Source organism: Paraburkholderia sp. CNPSo 3281 (assembly GCF_024206515.1).
Taxonomy (GTDB): Bacteria; Pseudomonadota; Gammaproteobacteria; order Burkholderiales; family Burkholderiaceae; genus Paraburkholderia; species Paraburkholderia nodosa.
The window spans coordinates 112,939-134,379 of the sequence record NZ_JAMBPS010000002.1 but is presented as its reverse complement, the minus strand read 5'-3'; the positions used below and the strand labels follow the sequence as shown (position 1 = coordinate 134,379).

20 protein-coding genes and 1 pseudogene are annotated in these 21,441 nt (G+C 66.3%); 4 read left to right on the top strand and 17 right to left on the bottom strand.

The window, feature by feature from the left end; translation table 11 throughout:
* Positions 1–149: 149 nt before the first annotated feature.
* The 7 genes from purH to M3I56_RS02600 all read right to left on the bottom strand — a co-directional run bounded on the left by purH (position 150) and on the right by M3I56_RS02600 (position 6,807).
* Positions 150–1,715: a bifunctional phosphoribosylaminoimidazolecarboxamide formyltransferase/IMP cyclohydrolase gene (gene purH, locus M3I56_RS02630; RefSeq protein ID WP_254352439.1), complete on the bottom strand. Its 1,566-nt coding sequence runs from the start codon at positions 1,713–1,715 to the stop codon at positions 150–152.
* 70 nt (positions 1,716–1,785) lie between these two features.
* Positions 1,786–2,019 (bottom strand): Fis family transcriptional regulator, encoded by a 234-nt coding sequence (locus M3I56_RS02625; protein WP_028201964.1) that lies wholly within the window; start codon positions 2,017–2,019, stop codon positions 1,786–1,788.
* Positions 2,016–3,083: a tRNA dihydrouridine synthase DusB gene (dusB, locus tag M3I56_RS02620; protein WP_254352438.1), complete on the bottom strand. Its 1,068-nt coding sequence runs from the start codon at positions 3,081–3,083 to the stop codon at positions 2,016–2,018. The genes M3I56_RS02625 and dusB overlap by 4 nt, the downstream gene beginning before the upstream one ends.
* A 248-nt stretch (positions 3,084–3,331) precedes the next feature.
* Complete coding sequence (locus tag M3I56_RS02615) at positions 3,332–3,730, bottom strand: type II toxin-antitoxin system VapC family toxin (protein ID WP_254352437.1); 399 nt, start codon at positions 3,728–3,730, stop codon at positions 3,332–3,334.
* Positions 3,727–3,969, bottom strand: a complete 243-nt coding sequence (locus M3I56_RS02610) for an antitoxin (RefSeq protein ID WP_254352436.1) — start codon at positions 3,967–3,969, stop codon at positions 3,727–3,729. Before M3I56_RS02610 ends, M3I56_RS02615 begins: the two co-directional genes overlap by 4 nt.
* Before the next feature lie 89 nt (positions 3,970–4,058).
* The gene (locus tag M3I56_RS02605) at positions 4,059–5,348 is read right to left on the bottom strand and encodes a UbiH/UbiF/VisC/COQ6 family ubiquinone biosynthesis hydroxylase (RefSeq protein ID WP_254352435.1); all 1,290 of its coding nucleotides are present in this window, start codon (positions 5,346–5,348) and stop codon (positions 4,059–4,061) included.
* 52 nt (positions 5,349–5,400) lie between these two features.
* Positions 5,401–6,807, bottom strand: a complete 1,407-nt coding sequence (locus M3I56_RS02600) for an aminopeptidase P N-terminal domain-containing protein (protein ID WP_254352645.1) — start codon at positions 6,805–6,807, stop codon at positions 5,401–5,403.
* Between the two features lie 271 nt (positions 6,808–7,078).
* Between M3I56_RS02600 and M3I56_RS02595 the strand changes: the two genes are divergently transcribed.
* Positions 7,079–7,690: a glutathione S-transferase C-terminal domain-containing protein gene (locus tag M3I56_RS02595; RefSeq protein ID WP_028201968.1), complete on the top strand. Its 612-nt coding sequence runs from the start codon at positions 7,079–7,081 to the stop codon at positions 7,688–7,690.
* 95 nt (positions 7,691–7,785) lie between these two features.
* Here M3I56_RS02595 and M3I56_RS02590 read toward each other — a convergent pair whose 3' ends face one another.
* From M3I56_RS02590 to M3I56_RS02580, 3 genes are all read right to left on the bottom strand, one after another.
* A complete protein-coding gene (locus M3I56_RS02590; RefSeq protein ID WP_254352434.1) occupies positions 7,786–9,393 on the bottom strand; it encodes an FMN-binding glutamate synthase family protein in 1,608 nt (535 codons plus the stop codon).
* A gap of 247 nt (positions 9,394–9,640) precedes the next feature.
* Positions 9,641–10,837, bottom strand: coding sequence for a tRNA 2-thiouridine(34) synthase MnmA (mnmA, locus tag M3I56_RS02585; RefSeq protein WP_254352433.1), 1,197 nt, complete (start codon positions 10,835–10,837; stop codon positions 9,641–9,643).
* 12 nt (positions 10,838–10,849) lie between these two features.
* Positions 10,850–11,368 (bottom strand): NUDIX hydrolase, encoded by a 519-nt coding sequence (locus M3I56_RS02580; protein WP_254352432.1) that lies wholly within the window; start codon positions 11,366–11,368, stop codon positions 10,850–10,852.
* Positions 11,369–11,662: 294 nt separating this feature from the next.
* Here M3I56_RS02580 and M3I56_RS02575 point away from each other — a divergent pair, with 294 nt between their 5' ends.
* From M3I56_RS02575 to M3I56_RS02565, 3 genes are read left to right on the top strand one after another with little or no spacing between them, the layout of a single operon-like run.
* Positions 11,663–12,814: a Re/Si-specific NAD(P)(+) transhydrogenase subunit alpha gene (locus M3I56_RS02575; RefSeq protein ID WP_254352431.1), complete on the top strand. Its 1,152-nt coding sequence runs from the start codon at positions 11,663–11,665 to the stop codon at positions 12,812–12,814.
* Between the two features lie 17 nt (positions 12,815–12,831).
* On the top strand, positions 12,832–13,161 hold the full coding sequence (locus M3I56_RS02570; RefSeq protein WP_028201972.1) for an NAD(P) transhydrogenase subunit alpha: 330 nt from the start codon (positions 12,832–12,834) through the stop codon (positions 13,159–13,161).
* A 14-nt stretch (positions 13,162–13,175) separates the two neighbouring features.
* Positions 13,176–14,630, top strand: a complete 1,455-nt coding sequence (locus M3I56_RS02565; RefSeq protein ID WP_254352644.1) for an NAD(P)(+) transhydrogenase (Re/Si-specific) subunit beta — start codon at positions 13,176–13,178, stop codon at positions 14,628–14,630.
* A 75-nt stretch (positions 14,631–14,705) separates the two neighbouring features.
* Here M3I56_RS02565 and M3I56_RS02560 read toward each other — a convergent pair.
* From M3I56_RS02560 to M3I56_RS02530, 7 genes and pseudogenes are all read right to left on the bottom strand, one after another.
* Positions 14,706–15,437, bottom strand: a pseudogene (locus tag M3I56_RS02560) (helix-turn-helix transcriptional regulator); the annotation flags it as partial.
* Positions 15,438–15,475: 38 nt separating this feature from the next.
* A complete protein-coding gene (locus M3I56_RS02555) occupies positions 15,476–15,865 on the bottom strand; it encodes a VOC family protein (RefSeq protein WP_254335551.1) in 390 nt (129 codons plus the stop codon).
* A gap of 186 nt (positions 15,866–16,051) precedes the next feature.
* Positions 16,052–17,368 carry a class I SAM-dependent RNA methyltransferase gene (locus M3I56_RS02550; RefSeq protein ID WP_254352430.1) on the bottom strand — a complete coding sequence of 439 codons (1,317 nt, stop codon included), beginning with the start codon at positions 17,366–17,368 and terminating at the stop codon, positions 16,052–16,054.
* Positions 17,369–17,603: 235 nt separating this feature from the next.
* Positions 17,604–18,308, bottom strand: a complete 705-nt coding sequence (locus M3I56_RS02545) for a membrane integrity-associated transporter subunit PqiC (RefSeq protein WP_254352429.1) — start codon at positions 18,306–18,308, stop codon at positions 17,604–17,606.
* Entirely contained in the window at positions 18,305–19,918 is a 1,614-nt protein-coding gene (locus M3I56_RS02540; RefSeq protein ID WP_254352428.1) for an intermembrane transport protein PqiB, read from the bottom strand. Before M3I56_RS02540 ends, M3I56_RS02545 begins: the two co-directional genes overlap by 4 nt.
* A complete protein-coding gene (locus tag M3I56_RS02535) occupies positions 19,911–20,573 on the bottom strand; it encodes a paraquat-inducible protein A (protein WP_254352427.1) in 663 nt (220 codons plus the stop codon). The genes M3I56_RS02540 and M3I56_RS02535 overlap by 8 nt, the downstream gene beginning before the upstream one ends.
* Positions 20,570–21,385, bottom strand: coding sequence for a paraquat-inducible protein A (locus M3I56_RS02530; RefSeq protein ID WP_254352426.1), 816 nt, complete (start codon positions 21,383–21,385; stop codon positions 20,570–20,572). Before M3I56_RS02530 ends, M3I56_RS02535 begins: the two co-directional genes overlap by 4 nt.
* Positions 21,386–21,441: the final 56 nt, after the last annotated feature.

Genomic DNA, 21,441 nt, shown 5'->3' with positions numbered 1-21,441 from the left:
GAACGGCACAGATGCCGCGAGCCTTGAAGGCGCGAGCGAACAAGGCGCGCCGCGCAAAGAAAAAGCCCGCGAGACACAAGTCCGGCGGGCTTTGCACAAGCGGCGCTCACGTGCAGTTGAAGCGCCGCACGCAACCAGGGCGGCGACGTTCAGTGACGGAAGTGGCGGATGCCCGTCATCACCATCGCGATGTTGTGCTCGTCGGCGGCGGCGATCACTTCGTCGTCGCGCATCGAGCCGCCCGGCTGGATCACGCAGGTCGCGCCCGCGTTCACCACCACGTCGAGGCCGTCGCGGAACGGGAAGAACGCGTCCGACGCGACTGCCGTGCCCGCGAGCTTGAGGCCCGCGTTTTCAGCCTTGATGCTGGCGATACGCGCCGAGTCCACGCGGCTCATCTGGCCCGCGCCCACGCCCATCGTCATGCCGTTCGCGCAGAACACGATGGCGTTCGACTTCACGAACTTCGCGACGCGCCAGGCGAACAGCAGGTCGTCCATTTCCTTCGGCGTGGGGTGGCGCTTTGTTACCACGCGCAGTTCGTGCGGCTGCACGTTCTTCGCGTCGAGTGATTGCACGAGCAGGCCGCCGCCCACGCGCTTCAGATCGAATGCGTTATGGCCATCGCCAGGTGCGATTTCGAGCAGACGCACGTTCTGCTTGGCCGCGAACACGGCCTTCGCCGCTTCCGAGAACGACGGCGCGATCAGCACTTCGACGAACTGCTTCGCCACGGCCTGAGCCGCGGCTTCGTCTACTTCGCGATTGAACGCGATAATGCCGCCGAACGCCGAGGTCGGGTCGGTCTGGAACGCCTTCGAGTAGGCTTCGAGCGCGTTCGCGCCGATCGCCACGCCGCACGGATTCGCGTGCTTGATGATCACGCAGGCCGGGGCGTCGAACGTCTTCACGCATTCCCATGCCGCGTCCGAGTCGGCGATGTTGTTGTACGAGAGCTCCTTGCCCTGCAGTTGCGTGTAGTTCGCGAGCGCGCCGGCGGGCGTCGTGAGGTCGCGGTAGAACGCGGCGCTCTGGTGCGGGTTTTCGCCGTAGCGCAGGTCCTGGACCTTGTCGAACGCGAGGTTCAGCACGGACGGGTAGGTGTTGCGCGACTTGTGCTCGAGCGCTTCGGTGAGGCTCGTGAGGTAGTTCGTGATCGCGCCGTCGTACTGCGCCGTGTGCGAGAACACCTTGGTCGCGAGGCGGAAGTTCGTGGCGTAGCTCACGGTGTTGCCGTTCGCGCGCATCTCTTCCAGCACCTTCGCGTAGTCGGCCGGGTCGACGACCACGGTCACGTCGCGATGGTTCTTCGCCGCCGAGCGCAGCATGGTCGGGCCGCCGATATCGATGTTCTCGATCGCGTCTTCGAGCGTGCACTCTTCCTTCGACACCGTCTGGACGAACGGGTAGAGATTCACGACCAGCAGGTCGATCGTCGGGATGTCGTGCTTTTCGAGCGCGGCCATGTGCTCGGGAAGGTCGCGGCGCGCGAGGATGCCGCCGTGCACCTTCGGGTGCAGCGTTTTCACGCGCCCATCGAGCATTTCCGGAAAGCCCGTGTAGTCGGCCACTTCGGTGACGGAAAGGCCCGCGTCCGCGAGCAGTTTCGCGGTGCCGCCGGTCGAGAGGATCTTGACGCCGAGGTCCGACAGCGACTTCGCGAAGTCGACGATGCCGGCCTTATCGGAAACGGAGATGAGCGCTTGCCTGATCATGATGGATAACGAGGTAGATTGCCGAGAGATCGAGGGGTCCGCGCCGAAAGTCCAGAAAAACGCAGCGGCGTTACAGCAGGCCGTGCTGCTGGAGCTTCTTGCGCAGCGTGTTGCGGTTGATGCCGAGAAACTCGGCGGCGAGCGACTGATTGCCGCCTGCCTGCTCGAGCACCACCTCGAGCATCGGTTTTTCGACGCACGCTATCACCATTTCGTAGACGTCGTGCGGATTGCTGCCGTCGAGGTCCTGGAAATAGATGCCAAGGCTCTCGCGGACGGATTGTTCGATGTTGTGCTTGCTCATGCTGCCAGTCGATCGGTTGATTCGTCGCTGCCGTCGCTGTCGTTGTTCTCGTCGTCGACGTAGACGAGGCGCTCGGAGCGCGCCTTCTGTTCGTCGAAGAACTGGTTGACGGCGACGAGCTGCTCGCGCGTGGTGTCCAGCGTATTCATGCGATGCCGGAACGTATTGGCGCCGCAAAGGCCGCGAGTGTACCAGCCGATATGCTTGCGCGCAGTACGCACGCCGGTAAATTCCCCATAAAACGCGTAGTGGTCCTCCAGATGCTCGTTCATGATCGACTGGATTTCGTCCACGCGCGGCGGCGGCAGCAGCTCGCCGGTCGCCAGGAAATGCTCGATTTCGCGGAACAGCCACGGGCGCCCCTGCGCCGCGCGGCCGATCATGATGGCGTCGGCGCCCGTGAGCGCGAGGACCTCGCGCGCCTTTTGCGGCGACGCAATGTCGCCGTTCGCGACCACCGGAATGCGCGCGGCAGCTTGAACCGCGGCAATCGTTTCGTACTCCGCTTCACCGTGATAGAGATCGGCGCGCGTGCGGCCGTGCACGGTGAGCATGGCAATGCCGCTTTCCTCGGCAATGCGCGCAATGGTGAGCGCGTTGCGGTTGTCGCGGTCCCAGCCCGTGCGGATCTTGAGCGTGACGGGTACGGCGTCGGGGCCCACGCCCACGGCGTCGACCACGGCCTTGACGATGCGCGCGACGAGCGGTTCGTTCTGCAGGAGCGCCGAGCCGGCCGCGACGTTGCAGACCTTCTTGGCCGGGCAGCCCATGTTGATGTCGATGATCTGCGCGCCGTTCGCGACGTTATAGCGCGCGGCTTCGGCCATCATTTCCGGATCGGCCCCGGCGATCTGCACGGAGATGGGTTCCACTTCGCCGGCGTGATTGGCGCGGCGCATGGTCTTTTCGCTCTTCCACAGCTGCGCGTTGGACGCGACCATTTCGGAGACCGCATAGCCCGCGCCGAGGCGCTTGCACAGCTGGCGGAACGGCCTGTCCGTGACGCCCGCCATGGGGGCGACGAACAGGTTATTACGCAAGGTGTGACGGCCGATAGTGAACATGACGCGCGGGCAACCGGTGCCGCGACCCGGATGGCATTCCGGCTGGCGCGGTGAACGGCGTGAATATGAAAAAGGGGAAACGCGTATTTTAGCGTAAGCGGGATGCGAGGTCGCGCAGCGCGGACCCTGGTCTTGTCTTGGACAGTATGTCAGGCAGGCGGCGGCGCCGTTGCAGCGAGATATGATTCGACCCCCGGCATGGCGAATCGTGGGTTGCCCCTGCCGCTGAGATGACTCAGGTACCAACTTCAGGCATCAGCCTGCCAGTCTTCGACTTGCAACTGATCCACGCGTGCAAATTCGCGCACATTGTGTGTGACGAGCACCAAGCCACGAGCGCGCGCCTGTCCAGCGATCAGCGCGTCATACGGACCAATTGGCGTACCGGCGGCCGCAAGTTGTGCACGGAGTTCGCCGGCGTGCTGCGCGTCTTCCGCGTCGAATGGTACGACTTCGAATTGCAGCGCTTCGACGCGAGCGAGATTATCCGCCGCTCGCTGGCTTTTATAGGCGCCGTAATAGAGTTCGTGCACGACGATCGAAGGGAGTCCGAAATCGCTCGGCAGGTATGCACGCAAGCGCCCCGTCACAGCCGGATCACCCTTGAGGATTGCGATGACGGCATTCGTGTCCAGCAGGTATTTCATTCGAACACGTCCAGGTCAGGCCGCGCTTGGTCTGCCGGTTGTGTGGTGGCGGCTGTCTCGAAGTCGGCATCGATCGGGCCGATCAGCGGAGTGAGCCAGGCCCAGTCCTGCGGTACCGGTTCGAGTATGACCGCCGCGCCGTGACGGCGTATGCGCACTTCCGCCGTCTCGAAGCGGAAGTCCTTGGGGAGCCTGACCGCCTGCGACCCGCCGTGCTTGAAAATCTTCGCGAGGTCCATTTGCGCCTCCGTTTGTATCTACAATTTGTATCTATTGTAGCGCGAATGGCAAAGGCGAATGGCCGAATCGAATTCGCTCGTCGACCGCCTCAACTCCGCTGCCCGAACATCATCTGCCGCGCGAGCGCCGTCTTCACGGGCGGCGCGAATTCGAGCGCCGTGAGCGCGAGCCCGCGCAGCGTGGCGAGCGGGCCGAAATCCACGGTGAACAGGCGTGCGAGTGTATCCGTCGCGCCAATCGTCATGCGTCGGTCGAACGCGCGGCGGCCCGCGAACTCGGCGAGCGCGCGCGGCGTGGCGCCGTGCTGCGCGAGCGAATCGGCGAGGGCGTGGGCGTCGCGCAGGCCGAGATTGAGGCCCTGGCCCGCCACCGGATGCAGTGTTTGGGCCGCATTGCCGACTGCCGCGATGCGGCCGTGGCCGGAAACAAGGGCGTCGAGCGCGTTCAGGCCGAGCGGAAAGGCCGCGCGGCCGTGAACGTGCGTGAAGCGGCCCATGCGCGCGCCGAACGTCATGCCGAGTTCGGCGAGGAAATCGGCGTCTGAAAGCTGCGCACGGCGCTCGGCCTGGGCAGGGGAGCAGCACCACACCAGCGCGTAATCGGCGCCGCGCACGCCGCCCATCGGCAGGAGCGCGATCGGGCCTTCGTTCGTGAAGCGCTCCCACGCGACGTGCGGCTGCGGGGCGGCAAGTGTCACCACGCCGACCAGCGCCGTTTGCCCGTAGTCGCGCGTGCGTTTGGTTTCAGCAGCCGGCGGTGCGGGCTTCGCGTCGTGCTGATCGGCCTCGTCGCTATCGGCTTGCGCCTCGCGTGGCGGCGGCGTGCGATACAGCCCGCCTTCGGCGTTCACGAGGATGCGCGTGCGCAGATGCCGCTCGACGCCCGCGCTCACGACCGGCAGCGTCACGCCGTCGTTCTCCACGACGGGATCGTGCGCCTGCGTGTGATGCAGCCAGTGCACCTGCATGCCGCGCACGGCCTGCGCGAGCGCCTGAACGATCGCGCCGTAGCGCGCCACGTAGCCGAGCGCGGGCAAGTCGTAGTCGTGGCGGTCGATCAGCGTGCGCCCGAAATGGCCGCGCTGCGAAACATGGATGCGCTCGATGGGCGTGGCGTCGTGCGGCCACGCGAGCGCTTCGAGCAGCGTGCGGCTGCCCTGCGAAACGGCGATGGCGCGAGGGTCGCCGGCGCTGTCCTCGGGTTCGCGCGCGTCGATCAGCCCAATCGAGAGCTCTTGCGTGGCACTGCGCCGCGCGAGCCAACCCGCGAGCGCGAGTCCCACCGGCCCCGCGCCGACGATTGTTACGTCGTGGTCGAAATGGGTATGCGCGTTCGCGCCGATGGGAGTGTCGTTCGCGCTGCCGGAAACTGCGTTCATGTCGTTTGCTTCGCTTCGTGTTGAAACTTCGCCTCTGCGTTTGCCGTCTGCATCACGCGCCGCGTTGCGCGTCCTGCATGAGCGCTTCGATTTCATCGGCGGCAACGGGCACGCCGCGCGTGATCAACTCGCAGCCCGTTTCGGTGACGATGGCGTCGTCCTCGATGCGGATGCCGATGTCCCAGTAGCGCTCAGGCACGTCCTCGGCCGCGCGGATGTAGAGGCCAGGCTCGATCGTGAGCGTCATGCCGGCGCGCAGCGTGCGCCACGGCGGCGGGGCGTCGGGCTTTTCGACGCTCGCCGCAACGCCGCGTTCACCGCGTTCACGATAATCGCCCGCGTCGTGCACATCCATGCCGAGCCAGTGCCCGGTGCGATGCATATAGAAGCGCGCGTAAGCGCGCTCGGCGATCACGTCGTCGACGCTCGCAAAGCGCTGCCGGTCGATGATGCCGGTATCGAGCAGCCCCTGCGCGAGCACGCGCACCGCGGCGTCGTGCGGCGCCTCGAAATTCACGCCGGCGCGCGTGGCGTCGATAGCGGCCTGCTGCGCGGCGAGCACGATGTCGTAAAGCTCGCGTTGCGCGCTCGTGAAGCGGCCGCTCGCGGGGATCGTGCGGGTGATGTCCGAGGCATAGCCGTTCAACTCGCACGCCGCGTCGATCAGTACGAGGTCACCCTCGCGCGCCACCGCGTTACCCGCGGGGTAGTGCAGCACGCAGGCGTTCGCGCCTGCCGCGACGATCGAGCCGTAGGCGGGCGCCTGCGCGCCGTGCTTGCGGAACGTGTAGAGCAATTCCGCCTCGATCTCGTATTCGCGCATGCCGGGCCGGCACGTCTGCATCGCGCGAACGTGCGCGAGCGCCGAGATCTTCGCGGCGCGGCGCATCGTGTCGAGTTCGTGCGCGTCCTTGAACACGCGCATGTCGTCGAGCAGCGGCAGCAGGTCGTGCGCGGCCGCCGGCGCCGTGACGCCGCTGCGCCCCTGAGCGCGCACCGCGTCGATCCAGCGCTTTACCTGCGCGTCGAAGCGATCGGAGGTCGCGAGCGCGTAGTGCAGCGCCGGACGGTTGGCGATGAGCTGCGGGATGCGCGCATCGAGTTCGTCGGCAGGAAACGCGGCGTCGAAGCCGAACGCTTCGCGCGCGGCGTCCGGGCCGAAGCGAAAGCCTTCCCACGTTTCGCGCTCGACGTTCTTCGCGCGGCAGAACAGGATGGCGGCGGGCTGATTCTCGCCCGCGTTCGCGTCGAGCACGAGCAGCGCCTCGGGCTCCGTGAAGCCGGTGAGGTAGTAGAAGTAGCTGTCGTGCCGATAGGGATAGTCCGCGTCGCGATTGCGCAGCGCTTCGGGCGCGGTTGGCACGAGCGCGACACCGCCGCCTTGCGCACGCAGCGCCGCAAGCACACGTTCGCGGCGCGCGCGATAGAGCGCCGCGCCGCCGTCGGGGCCGCGCTGCATGTCGGCTGCGTCGGCCACGCTGGCCGCAGGTTGGGCTTCGCTCGAGGCGGCCGGGGCGCTTTGCTTGAGGGTCGAGTCCATCGTGAGATTGTAGCGCTGGCTACAAACGGACGCGCTGGCTCGCGGCGCTCCGACCCGTGTGCCGCTGTTGCCAGGTGTTGTCTCTCGCTGACATCATTTGTAGGAAAAATCCTGCACTGCAACAAGCGGCGCGTCAGAAAAACGCGAATCCAACGTATACTTCGGCCGGATTCCAGAAAAGGCAGGTGGTATGAAACTCATCGGTTCGCTCGGCAGCCCGTATGTCCGCAAGGCGCGGATCACGCTCGCCGAAAAGAAAATCGACTACAAGCTGGTGCTCGAAAACGTGTGGGGCGAGGAAACGGCGATTCACGATTTCAACCCGCTCGGCAAGGTTCCGTGTCTCGTGATGGACGACGGCGAGGCCGTGTTCGACTCGCGCGTGATCTGCGAGTACGTCGACATGCTCTCCCCCGTGGCCAAGCTGATTCCGCCCGCAGGACGTGAGCGTATCGAAGTGCGTTGCTGGGAGGCGCTCGCCGACGGCATGCTCGACGCCACTGTGTTGATCCGCCTCGAAGGCACGCAGCGCACGCCGGAGCAGCGCAACGAGGCGTGGGTGAAGCGCCAGGAGCGCAAGATCCACGAAAGTCTCACGGCGATGGCCAAGGGGCTCGACGGCAGCCCGTGGTGCGCGGGCAACCGCTACTCGATCGCGGATATCGCCGTAGGCTGCGCGCTCGGCTATCTCGACTTCCGCATGCCGGAGCTGAACTGGCGCGAGGCGCATCCGAATCTCGCGCGCCACTTCGAGAAGCTCTCGCAGCGTCAGTCGTTCGTCGACACGGTGCCGCAAGGCTGACGTCCAGTCGATCTGCAGCTCACGTGGCTTAAACAAAACGCCCGATGGCATCGCGTGCCGTCGGGCGTTTTCGTTCAAGTCGCGGATCGCCTACCTCAGACGATCTTTTCCTCAGCCGGCGCGAACGAATCGCTGCGCGCAACCGGCCACCACTTCTCGTACAGCTGATAGCGATAGCGGCCTTCGAGCAGATCGCCGGGCTTCAGGTACTTGAGCAGTTCGGACATCAGCTTCACTTCATACGACGACACGCGCCGCACGATGTGATGCGCACGCAGATCCGAAGGGCTCGCGAGACCGGCGGCCTGAATCAGCTCCTGCAGCGCGTGCAGCGTGTTGTGATGGAAGTTGAAGACGCGCTCGCCCTTGTCCGGCACGTTCAGCGCGCGCTGGCGCACGGGGTCTTGCGTGGCGACGCCGGTGGGGCAGCGGTCCGAGTGGCACTTCTGCGCCTGGATGCAGCCCACGGCGAACATGAAGCCGCGCGCCGAATTCACCCAGTCTGCGCCGATTGCGAGCGTGCGCGCGATATCGAACGCGGTGATGATCTTGCCGCTCGCGCCGATCCTGATCTTGTCGCGCAGGCCGATGCCCACGAGCGTGTTGTGCACGAGAAGCAGCCCTTCCTGCAGCGGCGTGCCGATGTGATCGGTGAATTCGAGCGGCGCGGCTCCCGTGCCGCCTTCCGCGCCGTCCACGACGATGAAGTCGGGCAGGATGCCGGTTTCCAGCATCGCCTTGGCGATGCCGAAAAACTCCCACGGATGACCGATGCACAGCTTGAAGCCCGTGGGCTTGCCGCCCGAGAGCTTGCGCAGGCGCTCGACGAATTCGAGCAGGCCGCGCGGCGTGGAGAATTCTGAGTGGCGCGCCGGCGAGACGCAATCCTGGCCGACGGGAATGCCCCGCGTTTCGGCGATCTCGGGCGTGACCTTCGCCGCGAGCAGCATGCCGCCGTGGCCGGGCTTCGCGCCTTGCGAGAGCTTCACCTCGATCATCTTCACCTGCGGCTCGTTCGCGAGGCGCTGGAATTTCTCGGCGCTGAAGGTGCCGTCGTCGTTGCGGCAGCCGAAGTAGCCCGAGGCGATCTCCCAGATGATGTCGCCGCCATTCTCGCGGTGATACTTCGACATCGAGCCTTCGCCGGTGTCGTGCGCGAAACCGCCTTTCTTCGCGCCCATGTTGAGCGCGCGGATGGCGTTCGCGGAGAGCGCGCCGAAGCTCATCGCCGAGATGTTGAAGATCGACATCGAGTACGGTTGCGCGCGGTTGGCGCCCACGAGCACGCGGAAGTCGCTGCCTGCGAGCTTGGTGGGCGCGAGCGAATGGCTGATCCACTCGTGGCCCACGGCCTTCACGTCGAGTTCGGTGCCATACGGACGGCTGTCCACCGCGTTCTTCGCGCGCTGGTAGACGAGGCTGCGCTGGGCGAGCGAGAACGGCTTTTCGTCGGTGTCGTCCTCGACGAAGTACTGGCGGATTTCGGGCCGCACGAACTCGAACAGAAAGCGCAGATGACCCCAGATCGGGTAGTTGCGCAGGATCGCGTGGCGTTCCTGGAACATGTCGTAGAGGCCGAGCGCGACGAGCAGCGCGGGCACGATCACGCAGTACCACGACAGGTGATGGAGCGCGGCCGCGGCGACACAGGCTGCAAGCAGCAGCACCGCGCCCCACATGGCGAGATAACGTCGGGAAAACATTGGGGGAACTCCTCGAACTTGATGTAATGCGCGCGCCTGCTCTCCTCTCGTAAAGGGGGCGGTGCGCGTCAGCCGCGCGGTTGCTGGGCGCGGCTTGCGGGAATGATGCCGCAAGTTCGTGAATCCGGCCGGGAAGCGGGCAAAGCCGGTTGAGCGGCGTTAGGCAGGCGTCGAAAGGCTGATAAAAAAACGCGGCGCCCTGGGCGCCGAGCGGTGTTTGCTTACGTTTTGCCTGACGCTGCTTGCGTCACGCGGTCGTCGCCGCAGCCGGCTTCTTGCGCGGTACGCGCTTCTTTTTCTTCGGCGCTTCGGGCGGCAGCACGGCGGGCACGTGTGGCGCGAGCGTCGTTACCGCCTCGATGATGCCGCCACCCAGGCACACGTCGCCGTCATAGAGTACCGCCGACTGGCCCGGCGTCACGGCCCATTGCGCGTCGGGAAAACGCAGCGTGAACTGGCCCGCGCCGAATTCGTCTGCGGTATGGAACGAGCAGGGCGCATCGGCCTGGCGATAGCGCGTTTTCGCGCCGCATGCGTGGTCTTGCGCCGGCGGCTCGCCCGCCACCCAGCTCACATTGCCTGCGCGTAGCTCGTGCGCGAGCAGCCACGGATGATCGTGGCCCTGCACGACGTAGAGCGTGTTCGAGGCCATGTCCTTGCCCGCCACGAACCACGGATCGCCGCTGCCGTCCTTGCTGCCGCCAAGGCCAATGCCCTTGCGCTGCCCGAACGTATAGAACGCGAGGCCGATATGCTCGCCCACGACCTTGCCATCGGGCGTCATCATCGGGCCGGATTGGGTCGGCAGATAGCGGTTGAGGAAGTCGCGGAACGGCCGCTCGCCAATGAAGCAGATTCCTGTGGAATCCTTCTTTTTTGCGTTCGGCAGGCCGATCTTCTCGGCGATCTCGCGCACCTTCGTCTTGGGGATCTCGCCGAGCGGGAACATCGTCTTCGACAGCTGCGCCTGGTTCAGGCGGTGCAGGAAGTACGACTGATCTTTCGTGTGGTCGAACGCCTTCAGCAGTTCGAAACGTCCGTGGCTCTCGTTCTGGCGCACGCGCGCATAGTGGCCCGTGGCGATCGTCTGCGCGCCGAGCGACATGGCGTGGTCGAGAAAGGCCTTGAACTTGATCTCGGCGTTGCAGAGCACGTCCGGGTTCGGCGTGCGTCCCGCGGAGTACTCGCGCAGGAACTCCGCGAACACGCGGTCCTTGTATTCGGCGGCGAAGTTCACGGCCTCGACGTCGATGCCGATCAGGTCCGCGACCGACACCACGTCGATCCAGTCCTGGCGCGTCGAGCAGTACTCGCCGTCGTCATCGTCTTCCCAGTTCTTCATGAAGAGACCGACGACGTCGAATCCCTGCTCCTTGAGCAGCCATGCGGTAACCGACGAATCGACGCCGCCCGACATGCCTACCACGACCTTACGTTTGCTCATTTCGTTGCTGCCTTAGTTCATCCTGGGTGCTGCCTTGGGCGCCGCGCTTTGTTCAACCTTCGGTGCCGTCGCGTGCGTCTGGATGAAATCCAGCGGCACGCGCTTGCCAGCGAGGTAATCGTCGACACAGCGCATCACGAGCGGCGTGCGATGGCGCTCGCTCGCCGCGCGCAGCTCGTCCACGCTCATCCACACCGTGCGGACGATATCCGGATCGAGCGCGCGGTTTTCCGCCTCGGCTGTGACACTGCCGCAGTACGTGAAGCGCACGTACGTCGCACCGCTCTCGTCTGGCTTGCCGAAGTGCGTCATATACACGCCGACCAGCGCTTCCGGCGTGAACGCATGCGCGGTTTCCTCGAGCGTTTCGCGCACCACGGCCTCGTGCAGCGTCTCGCCCGCTTCCAGATGGCCGGCGGGCTGGTTCAGACGCAGTCCGGCGCTCGTGTGCTCCTCGACGAGCAGAAAACGCCCGTCGCGCTCGACGATCGCGGCCACGGTGACGTGGGGTGCCCAGGTTTCCTCATTCATGGGCCGGTATTTTACCGGGACGGCGCGAACGCTGCCCGGGGCCGGATCGGACTCCCCAGGGGTGCAGCCCGGCTCGCCTGGCTCTGCCGACCGTCCGGTCGGACGGCAGAGCGTGTTGTGTGCATCGCACAAAAACGGGCAATTCCCGCTACAAAGCCGCCGCTGCTTTCGGTTAAAGTGGTGCCGTCGTTTGCCGTTGCAATGGATGCCGGCGCTTGAACGCCGTTTGTCGGCCTCCCTTCGCTCGATTCGAGCCAGAACAGCTAGAACAAGAAGGTCGAGGAGGAAACAACGATGCATATCGGAGTGCCTGCAGAGACGCGGGCGAACGAAACCCGCGTGGCCGCGACGCCGGAGACAGTCAAGAAGTACGTCGCCCAGGGCCACACGGTCACGATCCAGGCGGGCGCCGGCGTCGGCGCGAGCTATCCCGACGAGGCCTACACGGCCGTGGGTGCGCAGGTCGCGGATGCGGCCACGGCCTTCGGCGCGGACCTCGTGCTCAAGGTCCAGTCGCCCACCGTCAGCGAATTGCCGTTCATGAAGCGCGGCGCGGTGCTGGTCGGCATGCTCGATCCCTTTAATGCGGAGAATGCGGCAAAGCTGGCCGAAGCGGGCGTGACCGCCTTCTCGCTCGAAGCCGCGCCGCGCACCACGCGCGCGCAGAGCCTCGACGTGCTTTCGTCGCAGGCCAACATCGCCGGGTACAAGGCGGTGCTCGTGGCCTCGAACCTCTATCCACGCTTCATGCCGATGCTCATGACCGCCGCCGGCACGGTAAAGGCCGCGCGCGTGCTGATTCTCGGCGCGGGTGTGGCGGGCCTGCAGGCCATCGCCACGGCGCGGCGACTGGGCGCGGTGATCGAAGCTTCGGATGTACGCCCCGCCGTGAAGGAGCAGATCGAGTCGCTCGGCGGCAAATTCCTCGATGTGCCCTACGAAACCGATGAGGAACGCGAAGCGGCCGTCGGCGTGGGCGGCTATGCCCGGCCCATGCCGCCATCGTGGCTAGCGCGCCAGTCGGCGCTGGTGCACGAGCGCGCGAAGCAGGCGGACATCGTCATCTCGACCGCGCTGATTCCCGGCCGCGACGCGCCGACGCTGCTGCCATCGGAAACCGTGCAGGCGATGAAGCCGGGCTCGGTGGTCATCGACCTCGCGGCAGGACGCGGTCCTGTCGCGGACGAGGCAAGCGGGCGACGCGGCGGCAACTGCCCGCTCACCGAGGCCGACAAGGTGGTGATGCACCACGGCGTGCAGATCTGCGGCTACACGAACCTCGCCTCGATGGTCGCCGCCGACGCCTCCGCGCTCTACGCGCGTAACCTGCTCGACTTCCTGAAGCTCATTGTCACGAAGGAAGGCGCGCTCAACATCGATCTCGCGGACGACATCGTCGCGGCCACGCTCATCGCACGTGACGGCCAGGTCACGCGCAAGGCATGACGAGGAGGAGACCAACAATGGAAGTCATCAACCATACCGTCATCAACCTGATCATCTTCGTGCTGGCCGTGTACGTCGGCTATCACGTGGTCTGGAACGTCACGCCTGCGCTGCATACGCCGCTCATGGCCGTGACCAATGCGATCTCGGCGATCGTGATCGTCGGCGCGATGCTCGCCACGGGCCTGACCGTGGGCGGACCGGGCAAATTCTTCGGCACGTTCGCCGTGCTGCTCGCAGCCGTGAACGTGTTCGGCGGGTTCCTCGTCACGCGGCGAATGCTGGAAATGTTCCGCAAGAAGGAGCCGAAAAAGCTCTCCGCCCCTGGCAGCAAGGAGGGCGCATGATGGGGCTGAACTTCGTGAGTATGGACGTCGTTACGCTGCTTTATCTGGTGGCGTCGGTCTGCTTCATCCAGGCGCTCAAGGGGCTGTCGAATCCGAAGAGCGCGCGCGCCGGCAACGTGTTCGGCATGGTCGGTATGGCCATCGCCATTCTCACGACCCTTGCCCTGATCGTGAAGGAGTCCGCACAGTTCGGCTCGAATCTCGGGCTTGGGCTTGCGCTGCTGTTCGCGGCGCTCGTGGTGGGCGGCGGCCTTGGGGCCTATGTCGCCGCGCGCGTCGAGATGACGAAGATGCCCGAACTCGTCGCGGCCATGCACTCGCTGATCGGTCTTGCGGCGGTGTGCATTGCGTATGCGGTCGTCTCCGAACCGGCAGCGTTCGGGCTGGTTGCAGAGGACGCGCCGTATCCGGGCTTCCTGCCGTATGGCAACCGCATCGAGCTGTTCATCGGCACGTTCGTGGGCGCGATCACGTTCTCGGGTTCCGTGATCGCCTTCGGCAAGCTCTCCGGGAAGTACAAGTTCAGGCTCTTTCAGGGCGCGCCGGTGGTCTATCCGGGCCAGCATCTGATCAACCTGTTCCTCGCGCTCGGCATGATCGGCTTCGGCATCCTGTTCTTCCTCACGCAGTCGTGGCTGCCGTTCATCATCATGACGCTGATCGCGTTCGCGCTGGGCGTGCTCATCATCATCCCGATCGGCGGCGCGGACATGCCGGTGGTCGTCTCGATGCTGAACTCGTACTCGGGCTGGGCGGCAGCGGGCATCGGCTTCTCGCTGAACAACGCCATGCTGATCATCGCGGGGTCGCTGGTGGGCTCCTCGGGCGCGATTCTGTCGTACATCATGTGCCACGCGATGAACCGCTCGTTCTTCAACGTGCTGCTGGGCGGCTTCGGCGGCGAAGCGGGCGCGGCGGCGGCGGGTGGGGCGCAGGAGCAGCGTCCGGTGAAGTCGGGTTCGGCTGACGACGCCGCGTTCATGCTTGGCAATGCGGAAAGCGTCGTGATCGTGCCGGGCTACGGCCTCGCGGTGGCGCGCGCGCAGCATGCGCTCAAGGAACTCACTGACAAGCTCGTGGAAAAAGGCGTGGACGTGCGCTACGCGATTCACCCGGTGGCGGGCCGCATGCCGGGACACATGAACGTGCTGCTCGCGGAAGCCGAGGTGCCCTACGACATGGTGTTCGAGATGGAGGACATCAACAACGAGTTCGGTCAGACCGATGTCGTGCTGGTGCTCGGCGCGAACGACGTGGTGAATCCGGCGGCGAAGAACGACCCGAAGTCGCCGATCGCGGGCATGCCGATCATCGAGGCGTACAAGGCGCGCACGATCATCGTGAACAAGCGCTCGATGGCGGCGGGCTACGCGGGCCTCGACAACGATCTCTTCTACATGGATAAAACCATGATGGTGTTCGGCGACGCGAAGAAGGTGATCGAGGAGATGGTGAAGGCGGTGGAGTAAGCGCTGCTCGCATCGAACCCACGCGAAAGGCGCGCAGCGATGCGCGCCTTTTTCAATTGCGGCCGTGTTGACCGCTCACAACGAAGGCGCATTCACGCGGCGCAGATAGTCGGCCAGGCGCCGCCCGCTCACATCGGGAAACTGCTCGAGCACTTCCACGTTCTCCATGCGCGCGATGTTGAAGTTGCGGAAGTCCTCGCGCATTTCGCACCAGGCGCCCACGGTCCATTGCGCGCCCCAGTACACGAGCCCAAGCGGCCAGATGCGCCGCTGCGTATGCGCGCCGATGCGGTCGCAGTACGCGAAGCGCACGACGAGCCGCGTGTCGACGGCGCGATGCAGCGCGTCGAGCTTGTCCGAGAACGCGTGATCCATGTGATACGCCGGTGCGAACACGGCAAGCCGTTCCAGCACGGCACGCTTTTCCGCCGGCATCGCGGCGGCGATTTTCGCGAGCGCACCGCGTGCGCCGCTTGCGAGCGCCGCGCCGCCCCACGATTCGGCCATGCGGGCACCCACGGCGAGCGCGGTGAGTTCGTCGGCGCTGAAGGTGAGCGGCGGCAGACTCGCCGTGCGCGCGAGCCGGTAGCCAATGCCCGCCTCGCCTTCGATCGGCACACCCGAGAGCTGCAGGTCGCGCACGTCGCGATAGACCGTGCGCGGCGAGACTTCGAGCCAGCCGGCCAGTTGCTGGGCGGTGGTGAGACGCCGGCCGCGCAGCAGTTCGGCGATGCGAAAAAGGCGGTCGGCGCGGCGGGTCATGGCAGGGCGGTCGCGTAGGCGGGCGCGGTGACTGGGATAAGCACCGATGATAGCGCCGGGCGCGCGCGGCGCCCGGCTGAGGCTTAACCGAGCTTCGGCGCGTGCAGACCGACGCGGTTGCCTTCGGTATCGATGAAGAAGCCGATATAGCCGTAGTTGTTCGGCAACTCCACGGCGGGCCCTTGCTGCTTGCCGCCGGCTTTTTGCACCCGGTCGAGCACGGCCGTGACCGATGGCTGCGCGTTCAGATAGACGAGCACGCCCTTCGGGTCGGGCTTGGCGTCGTGCGGATTGAACACGATGCAGCCGCCGGTTTCAGTTTCGGTGTGAGCGAACAGCGCCATCGGCACGCCGCCGACTACTTCGCGCTGCAGCGCGGTGTCGAAGGCGGTTTCGTAAAAGCGAGCGGCACGCTCCAGGTCGTGCGCGGGAATTTCGAACCACGAGATCACACGGGACAGATCGGTAGACACGGTGCAGCTCCTCGAAGACAACGGCGGACGGTAATGGCGGCAGCCGGGCGGCGGCAGCCTCGCCGGATGGCGTAGAAGCAGTGTGCCAGGGGGCTGCTGACAGCGTGTTGTCAGTAGGTTTGACGCGTCGTGCCGCGCACTCAGGCGGCGGGTGGGAGCGTCACCCGCCGTGCGCGTTTGCCAATGTCAGCTGGCGTCGTCGTTGCCGGCGGCCGGATTCGCGCCGCCGCTGGCCGGACGCTGGCGCACGCTGCCCGCGATCAGGTCGAAGCGGAACAGGCGGCATTCGAGCGCGCCGTTGTAGAGCGGCGTCTTGGCGGCTTCGCGCAGGCGCAGCTGGCCCGGCAGCTTGCGGTCCGAGGTGAGGACGAATGCTCGCCAGCCCGTGAAGCGCTGCTTGAGCGCGTCGCCGAGCGCCTGGAAGAACTCGGCGTCGGGCGCCTCGTCCTTGGCGCGGCGAAAGCCTTCGTCATCGTCGCCGCGCAGCTCGCGCGCGGTCGGGCGCGCCTCGCCGCGCGCATTGCGGCCGCGCACCTCGATACGCTCGCCGTACGGCGGATTCGCCACGAGAATGCCGGGCGCAGCCGAGGGCGGCGTCATGTTGCGCGCGTCGAGCTGCTTGAGCGTCACGCTGCCGAAGCCCGCGCGCTTGAAGTTCGCGCGCGCCTTTTCCAGCATGACGTCGGAGATGTCACTGCCGTAAATCAGCAGGTCGCCGGTCTTGCTTTGCGCGAGATTGCGCGCCGTGTTCGCCTCGCTCTTGAGGTGCCGCCACGCGGCCATGTCGGCCTGCTTGAGCGACTCGAAGCCGAAGCGGCGATCGAGCCCCGGCGCGATGTCGAGCGCGACTTGCGCGGCTTCCGCGAGGAAGGTGCCGCTGCCGCACATCGGGTCATAGAGCGGCGTGCCGGGCGTCCAGCCCGTGAGGCGCAGGATGCCTGCGGCGAGGTTCTCGCGCAGCGGGGCGGCGCCCTTGTCCAGACGCCAGCCGCGCTTGAAGAGCGGCTCGCCCGAGGTGTCGAGATAGAGCGTGCATTCGTTCGCCGTGAGGAAGGCGAAGACGCGCACGTCGGGATAGGCGGTATCGACGCTCGGACGCGCACCGGCCTTGTCGCGCATGCGGTCACAGATCGCGTCCTTCACGCGCAGCGTGGCGAACTCGAGGCTGCGCAGCGGCGACTTGATCGCGGTGATGTCGATGCGGATCGTCTCGTTCGCCGAGAACCACTTCTCCCACTGCTGCTCGCGCGCGAGCGCATAGATGTCCTGTTCGCTGCGATACGGGCGCAGGGCGATTTTCAGGAGCACGCGGCTCGCGATGCGCGAATGCAGGTTGGCGGCGATGCCGCCGGCCCAGTTGCCGCGGAAATGCACGCCGCCGGGCACCTCGGCGCCGACCTGGAGTGCGCCAGGCGGCAGGCGCCGTTGCGCGGTTTCGGCCAGTTCGGCGGCGAGCGCGGCTTCGAGGCCGCGCGGGCAGGGGGCAAAGAAATCGAAAGACATGAAGGAGGATGGGACGCTGCGGGGAAGGCGCTATTGTACGCGGGTTGCGGGAGCGGTCAGACGTGCATGCCGCCGGCTCCCCTGGAGTGCGCTCGATGCCCGCATTGGGCCGCCATTTACCTCGTCCCTGGCGCCTCCTCCGAAAGCGCCGCTGGCGGGCGTTATTGGCTCCGGATCGCCCTCGGGCGTGGAAATCAGGTACGCCCCAGGACCGCGCCAGCAGAAATGCGCCGCCTCAGCCGCCAGCGGCCGCCATCTGCGGACAGGCGAGGCCCGGCGCCGGCTTCGCGCGCGCGCCGGCCTTCGCGCCGTTCGCCGCCACGCTTACGCGCGGCGCGGCCGCGAGCGCGCGCACGCCGCTCGCGATCGACTGCGAGAGCGCCTCGACCGCCTGCCGGTGGCCGATGACGAGCGCGTCGTAGCCGTCGCCCACCTTCTCGTTGAGCACGCTGCGGCAGGTCAGGACCGTTTGCGTGTCGAGCGCGCGCACGCTCCACACGGCGTCGATGAGCGCATGCGAGCCCGGCCACGATTCGAAGCGCTGCACGTTCACGCTCACGCGATACACGGGCACGCCCTCGGGATGCGGCGAGCCGTATACGTCGATAGTGCCGAGCTGCTGCGTGAGGTCGCCTGAGAGCGCCCGGCGGATCTCGTCGCCGGGCATGGAGGACCAGCGCTCCTGCTCGAGTACGCGCACCTGGTTCGCGTCGGTTTGCACGACGAACTGTGCCTTCGCCACCTGCGGCGGCACATCGACCGGCGCCAGCTCGATCAGCCACTGGGCGTTGCCCGCGCTCGGCGCGGCGGCCGTGCGAGCCGGGTCGTCGCTCGGGCTGAGCGTGTAGAACCGGCTGGCGGGCGAACTGCAGCCCGCCAGCGCGGCTGCAATGACCAGCGCGCCGAGCGTGGCAAGGGCGGGGACGCGTCGGAACGTCATGGCTTGTCTCCAGATTTGCCGCGCAGCAGCGATTCGGGATGGCGCTCCAGATAATCGGAGAGCGCGTTGAGCGATTGCAGCGTACGCGTGAGTTCCTGCATCGCCTGGTGCACGTCGGACTGCAGCGGCGAATCCTGCTGCAGGGTGGACTGTGCGGCGCTGAAGGTCTTCTGCGCTTGGTCGAGCGTGCCTTGCAGCTGCGGCAGGATCTGGTCGTTCACCTTGCCGAACAGCTGGTTCGCGTTCTTGAGCGACTCGTTCAGGTTGTTGCCGATCTTGTCGAACGGAATCTGATCGAGCTTCTTCGCAATGTCCGCGACCTGCAGCTGCAGTTCTTCGAGCGAGTTCGGCACCGTGGGCAGCTCGAGCGGGTCGTGGTTGAAATCGACCGCCGCGGGGCCTGCCTTCGGGAAGATGTCGAGCGCGACATAAAGCTGCCCGGTGATCAGGTTGCCGGTGCGTAACTGACCACGCAGCCCGCGTGCGACGAGCCGCTTGATCAGCTCCTGGCTTTGCGGCGTATGCGGCGCGGGCGCTTCGCCGCGGATGCGGCGCGACAGGCGCAGCGGGTAGAGGTCGATCGTCACGGGCATCGTGAAGTTGTGCTGTTTCGGGTCGTACTCGATGCCGATGTCGGTCACCTGGCCGAGCACGATGCCGCGGAAGTCGACCGGCGCGCCGACCGAAAGGCCGCGCAACGACTGGTTGAAGTACATGACCACGCGTTGCGGCGCGCCGTCCGGCTCGCGCATCGCTTCGCTCTCGTCGGAGGCGAGCGCGAACGTGGCGGTGTCGGGCGCTTGCGGGCCCATGGACTGCCCGGCCGGGGCCTGGAACGCGAGGCCGCCCACGACGATCGTGGCGAGAGACTGTGTGTTGACCTTGATGCCGTTCGAATCGAGCTGCACATTCACGCCGCTCGCGTGCCACCAGCGCGTATTGGTGCCCACGTACTGGTCGAAGGGTGCGCTCACGAATACCTGGACCGTCACGCCGGTGCCGTCCTTGTCGAGCGAATAGCCCGTCACCTGGCCTACCTGGATGCGTCGATAGAAGATCGGCGTGCCGATGTCGAGCGAGCCGAGCGTCGCGCTATGCAGTGTGTAGCGATGGCCCTTCTCGTCGATGGTCACGGCAGGCGGCGCTTCCAGCCCGACGAAGTCGCTTTGCGATTCCTGCGAGCGGCCGGCGTCCGCGCCGATATACGAGCCCGAGAGCAGCGTGGTGAGGCCCGAGACGCCGCTTGCGCCCACGCGCGGGCGCACGACCCAGAAGCGGCTGTCCTTCACGGCGAAGCGTTCGGCGTCCTTGGTGAGCTCGACCGTGACGATCACATGCGAAAGGTTGGGCGAGAGCTTGATCGCGCGCACCGAGCCGATGTCCACGTCCTTGTATTTGACCTTGGTCTTGCCGGGCTCGAGCCCTTCGGCGCTCACGAAGCTGATCGTGATGGTCGGGCCGCGCGTGGCGACCGACTTCACGACGAGCGCCACGCCGATCAGCGCCGCGACGATCGGCACGATCCAGACGAGCGAGGGCAGCCAGCGCCGCGGCTTGACGATCTCCGGCTCCGGCAGATTGGGCGGGGTCGGTCCTTTCGGACTATTCATGGGGTTGATCCTGAGAGTGTTGCGCAGGTTTGTGTTTGTCTTCGTCCACCGGATCCCAGATCAAGCGTGGATCGAACTGCATCGAGGCGATCATCGTCAGGATCACGACCGAGCCGAACGCAATCGCGCCGGGGCCCGCCGTGATGACCGCAAGCGACTGGAAGCGTACCAGCGCCACCGTTAGCGTGACAACGAACACGTCGAGCATCGACCAGCGCCCGATGAATTCGACGAGCCGGAACAGCTTCGTGCGTTCCACGGGCCGCCATGTCGAGCCGCGCTGCGAGGTGAACGCGAGCAGCGCGAGCACCGAAAGCTTGAGCATGGGCACGAGAATGCTCGCGATAAAGACGATCACGGCGAGCGGCCAGTCGCCCGAGGTCCAGAAGTAGACCACGCCGCTCATGATGGTGTCGTCCTCGTCGCCGACGAGCGAGGCCGTATGCATGACAGGCAGCAGGTTCGCGGGGATGTAGAGCAGCGCCGCGGCAATCAGGAGCGCCCACGTGCGCATGATGCTGTCCGGGTGGCGCTCGTGCACGGGCGAGCCGCAGCGTGCGCAACGGACGTGGCCATGCGCGCGCACGTGCGGCTGCACGTGCCCGCAGGCGTGGCAGGAGACGTAGCCGGCGTCGGCGGCGGTCTGGTATTTCATCGGGGCCCCTTGGGGAGCGGGCCGCCGCGCGGCGGCGCCGGGTCTTGCGCGCGTGCACCGGGCTCGCGGATTTCGGGCTCGGAGAGCGGGTGGGCCGCAGCCGGTGACGGCGCGGCGGGCGAAGGCGGCGCGTGCGGTCCGCCCGGGCCGGCGTCACCCGCGAGACCGCCCGGACCCGCGCCGCCCTCGCGCGCCGCACGTGCGGCGTCGCGCAGCCCGTCGGCGATGTCCCAGAGCGTGCGCGCATCGAACGTGACGACCACGGTGAACATCAGTGTGAGCGCGCCGAAGGCGAAGAGCGCGGTTTCGGGAATCACGCGCGCGAGGCTCACCATTTTCACGATGGTGATGAGCACGCCCAGCATGAAAACCTCGAGCATGCCCCAGGGCCGCACGAACTGGATGGCGCGCAGCACGTAGTCGAAGCCCGGTGGAATGAAGCCGCGCCGCACCGGCAGCAGGACGTAGAGCAGCGCCACCATCTCCGTGAGCGGAAAGAGGATGGTTGCGCAGAAGACGATCACCGCGATGATCTCCATGTCCTCGTGCCACAGCACCACGAGGGCGCCGAACAGGCTCGACTCCGTAGTGATACCGTTCGCATCGAGCTCGATGATCGGGAACGACTGGGCGATGATGAAGGTGACGAGCGCCGCGACCGTGATGGCGCAGATGCGGTCGAGCCGGGACGCGGCGCTGCTGTAGAGCGTGGCGCCGCAGCGCGAGCAACGCGCTGTCTGGCGGCCGAGCAGCCGCGGTCTGCGGTAGAGCGCGTCGCAATCGTGACACGCGATGAGTTTGTCCTGGGCCATGCGGGCAGGTGACGCAAAACGACGTGAACGAGGGACGCGCTGCGGCGGCACACAGT

Coding starts and splice junctions, on each gene's coding strand:
- purH (WP_254352439.1), bottom strand. CDS start 1,715: ATGATCAGGCAAGCGCTCATCTCCGTTTCCGATAAGGCCGGCATCGTC.
- M3I56_RS02625 (WP_028201964.1), bottom strand. CDS start 2,019: ATGAGCAAGCACAACATCGAACAATCCGTCCGCGAGAGCCTTGGCATC.
- dusB (WP_254352438.1), bottom strand. CDS start 3,083: ATGTTCACTATCGGCCGTCACACCTTGCGTAATAACCTGTTCGTCGCC.
- M3I56_RS02615 (WP_254352437.1), bottom strand. CDS start 3,730: ATGAAATACCTGCTGGACACGAATGCCGTCATCGCAATCCTCAAGGGT.
- M3I56_RS02610 (WP_254352436.1), bottom strand. CDS start 3,969: ATGGACCTCGCGAAGATTTTCAAGCACGGCGGGTCGCAGGCGGTCAGG.
- M3I56_RS02605 (WP_254352435.1), bottom strand. CDS start 5,348: ATGAACGCAGTTTCCGGCAGCGCGAACGACACTCCCATCGGCGCGAAC.
- M3I56_RS02600 (WP_254352645.1), bottom strand. CDS start 6,807: ATGCAGCGCGGCCCCGACGGCGGCGCGGCGCTCTATCGCGCGCGCCGC.
- M3I56_RS02595 (WP_028201968.1), top strand. CDS start 7,079: ATGAAACTCATCGGTTCGCTCGGCAGCCCGTATGTCCGCAAGGCGCGG.
- M3I56_RS02590 (WP_254352434.1), bottom strand. CDS start 9,393: ATGTTTTCCCGACGTTATCTCGCCATGTGGGGCGCGGTGCTGCTGCTT.
- mnmA (WP_254352433.1), bottom strand. CDS start 10,837: ATGAGCAAACGTAAGGTCGTGGTAGGCATGTCGGGCGGCGTCGATTCG.
- M3I56_RS02580 (WP_254352432.1), bottom strand. CDS start 11,368: ATGAATGAGGAAACCTGGGCACCCCACGTCACCGTGGCCGCGATCGTC.
- M3I56_RS02575 (WP_254352431.1), top strand. CDS start 11,663: ATGCATATCGGAGTGCCTGCAGAGACGCGGGCGAACGAAACCCGCGTG.
- M3I56_RS02570 (WP_028201972.1), top strand. CDS start 12,832: ATGGAAGTCATCAACCATACCGTCATCAACCTGATCATCTTCGTGCTG.
- M3I56_RS02550 (WP_254352430.1), bottom strand. CDS start 17,368: ATGTCTTTCGATTTCTTTGCCCCCTGCCCGCGCGGCCTCGAAGCCGCG.
- M3I56_RS02545 (WP_254352429.1), bottom strand. CDS start 18,308: ATGACGTTCCGACGCGTCCCCGCCCTTGCCACGCTCGGCGCGCTGGTC.
- M3I56_RS02540 (WP_254352428.1), bottom strand. CDS start 19,918: ATGAATAGTCCGAAAGGACCGACCCCGCCCAATCTGCCGGAGCCGGAG.
- M3I56_RS02535 (WP_254352427.1), bottom strand. CDS start 20,573: ATGAAATACCAGACCGCCGCCGACGCCGGCTACGTCTCCTGCCACGCC.
- M3I56_RS02530 (WP_254352426.1), bottom strand. CDS start 21,385: ATGGCCCAGGACAAACTCATCGCGTGTCACGATTGCGACGCGCTCTAC.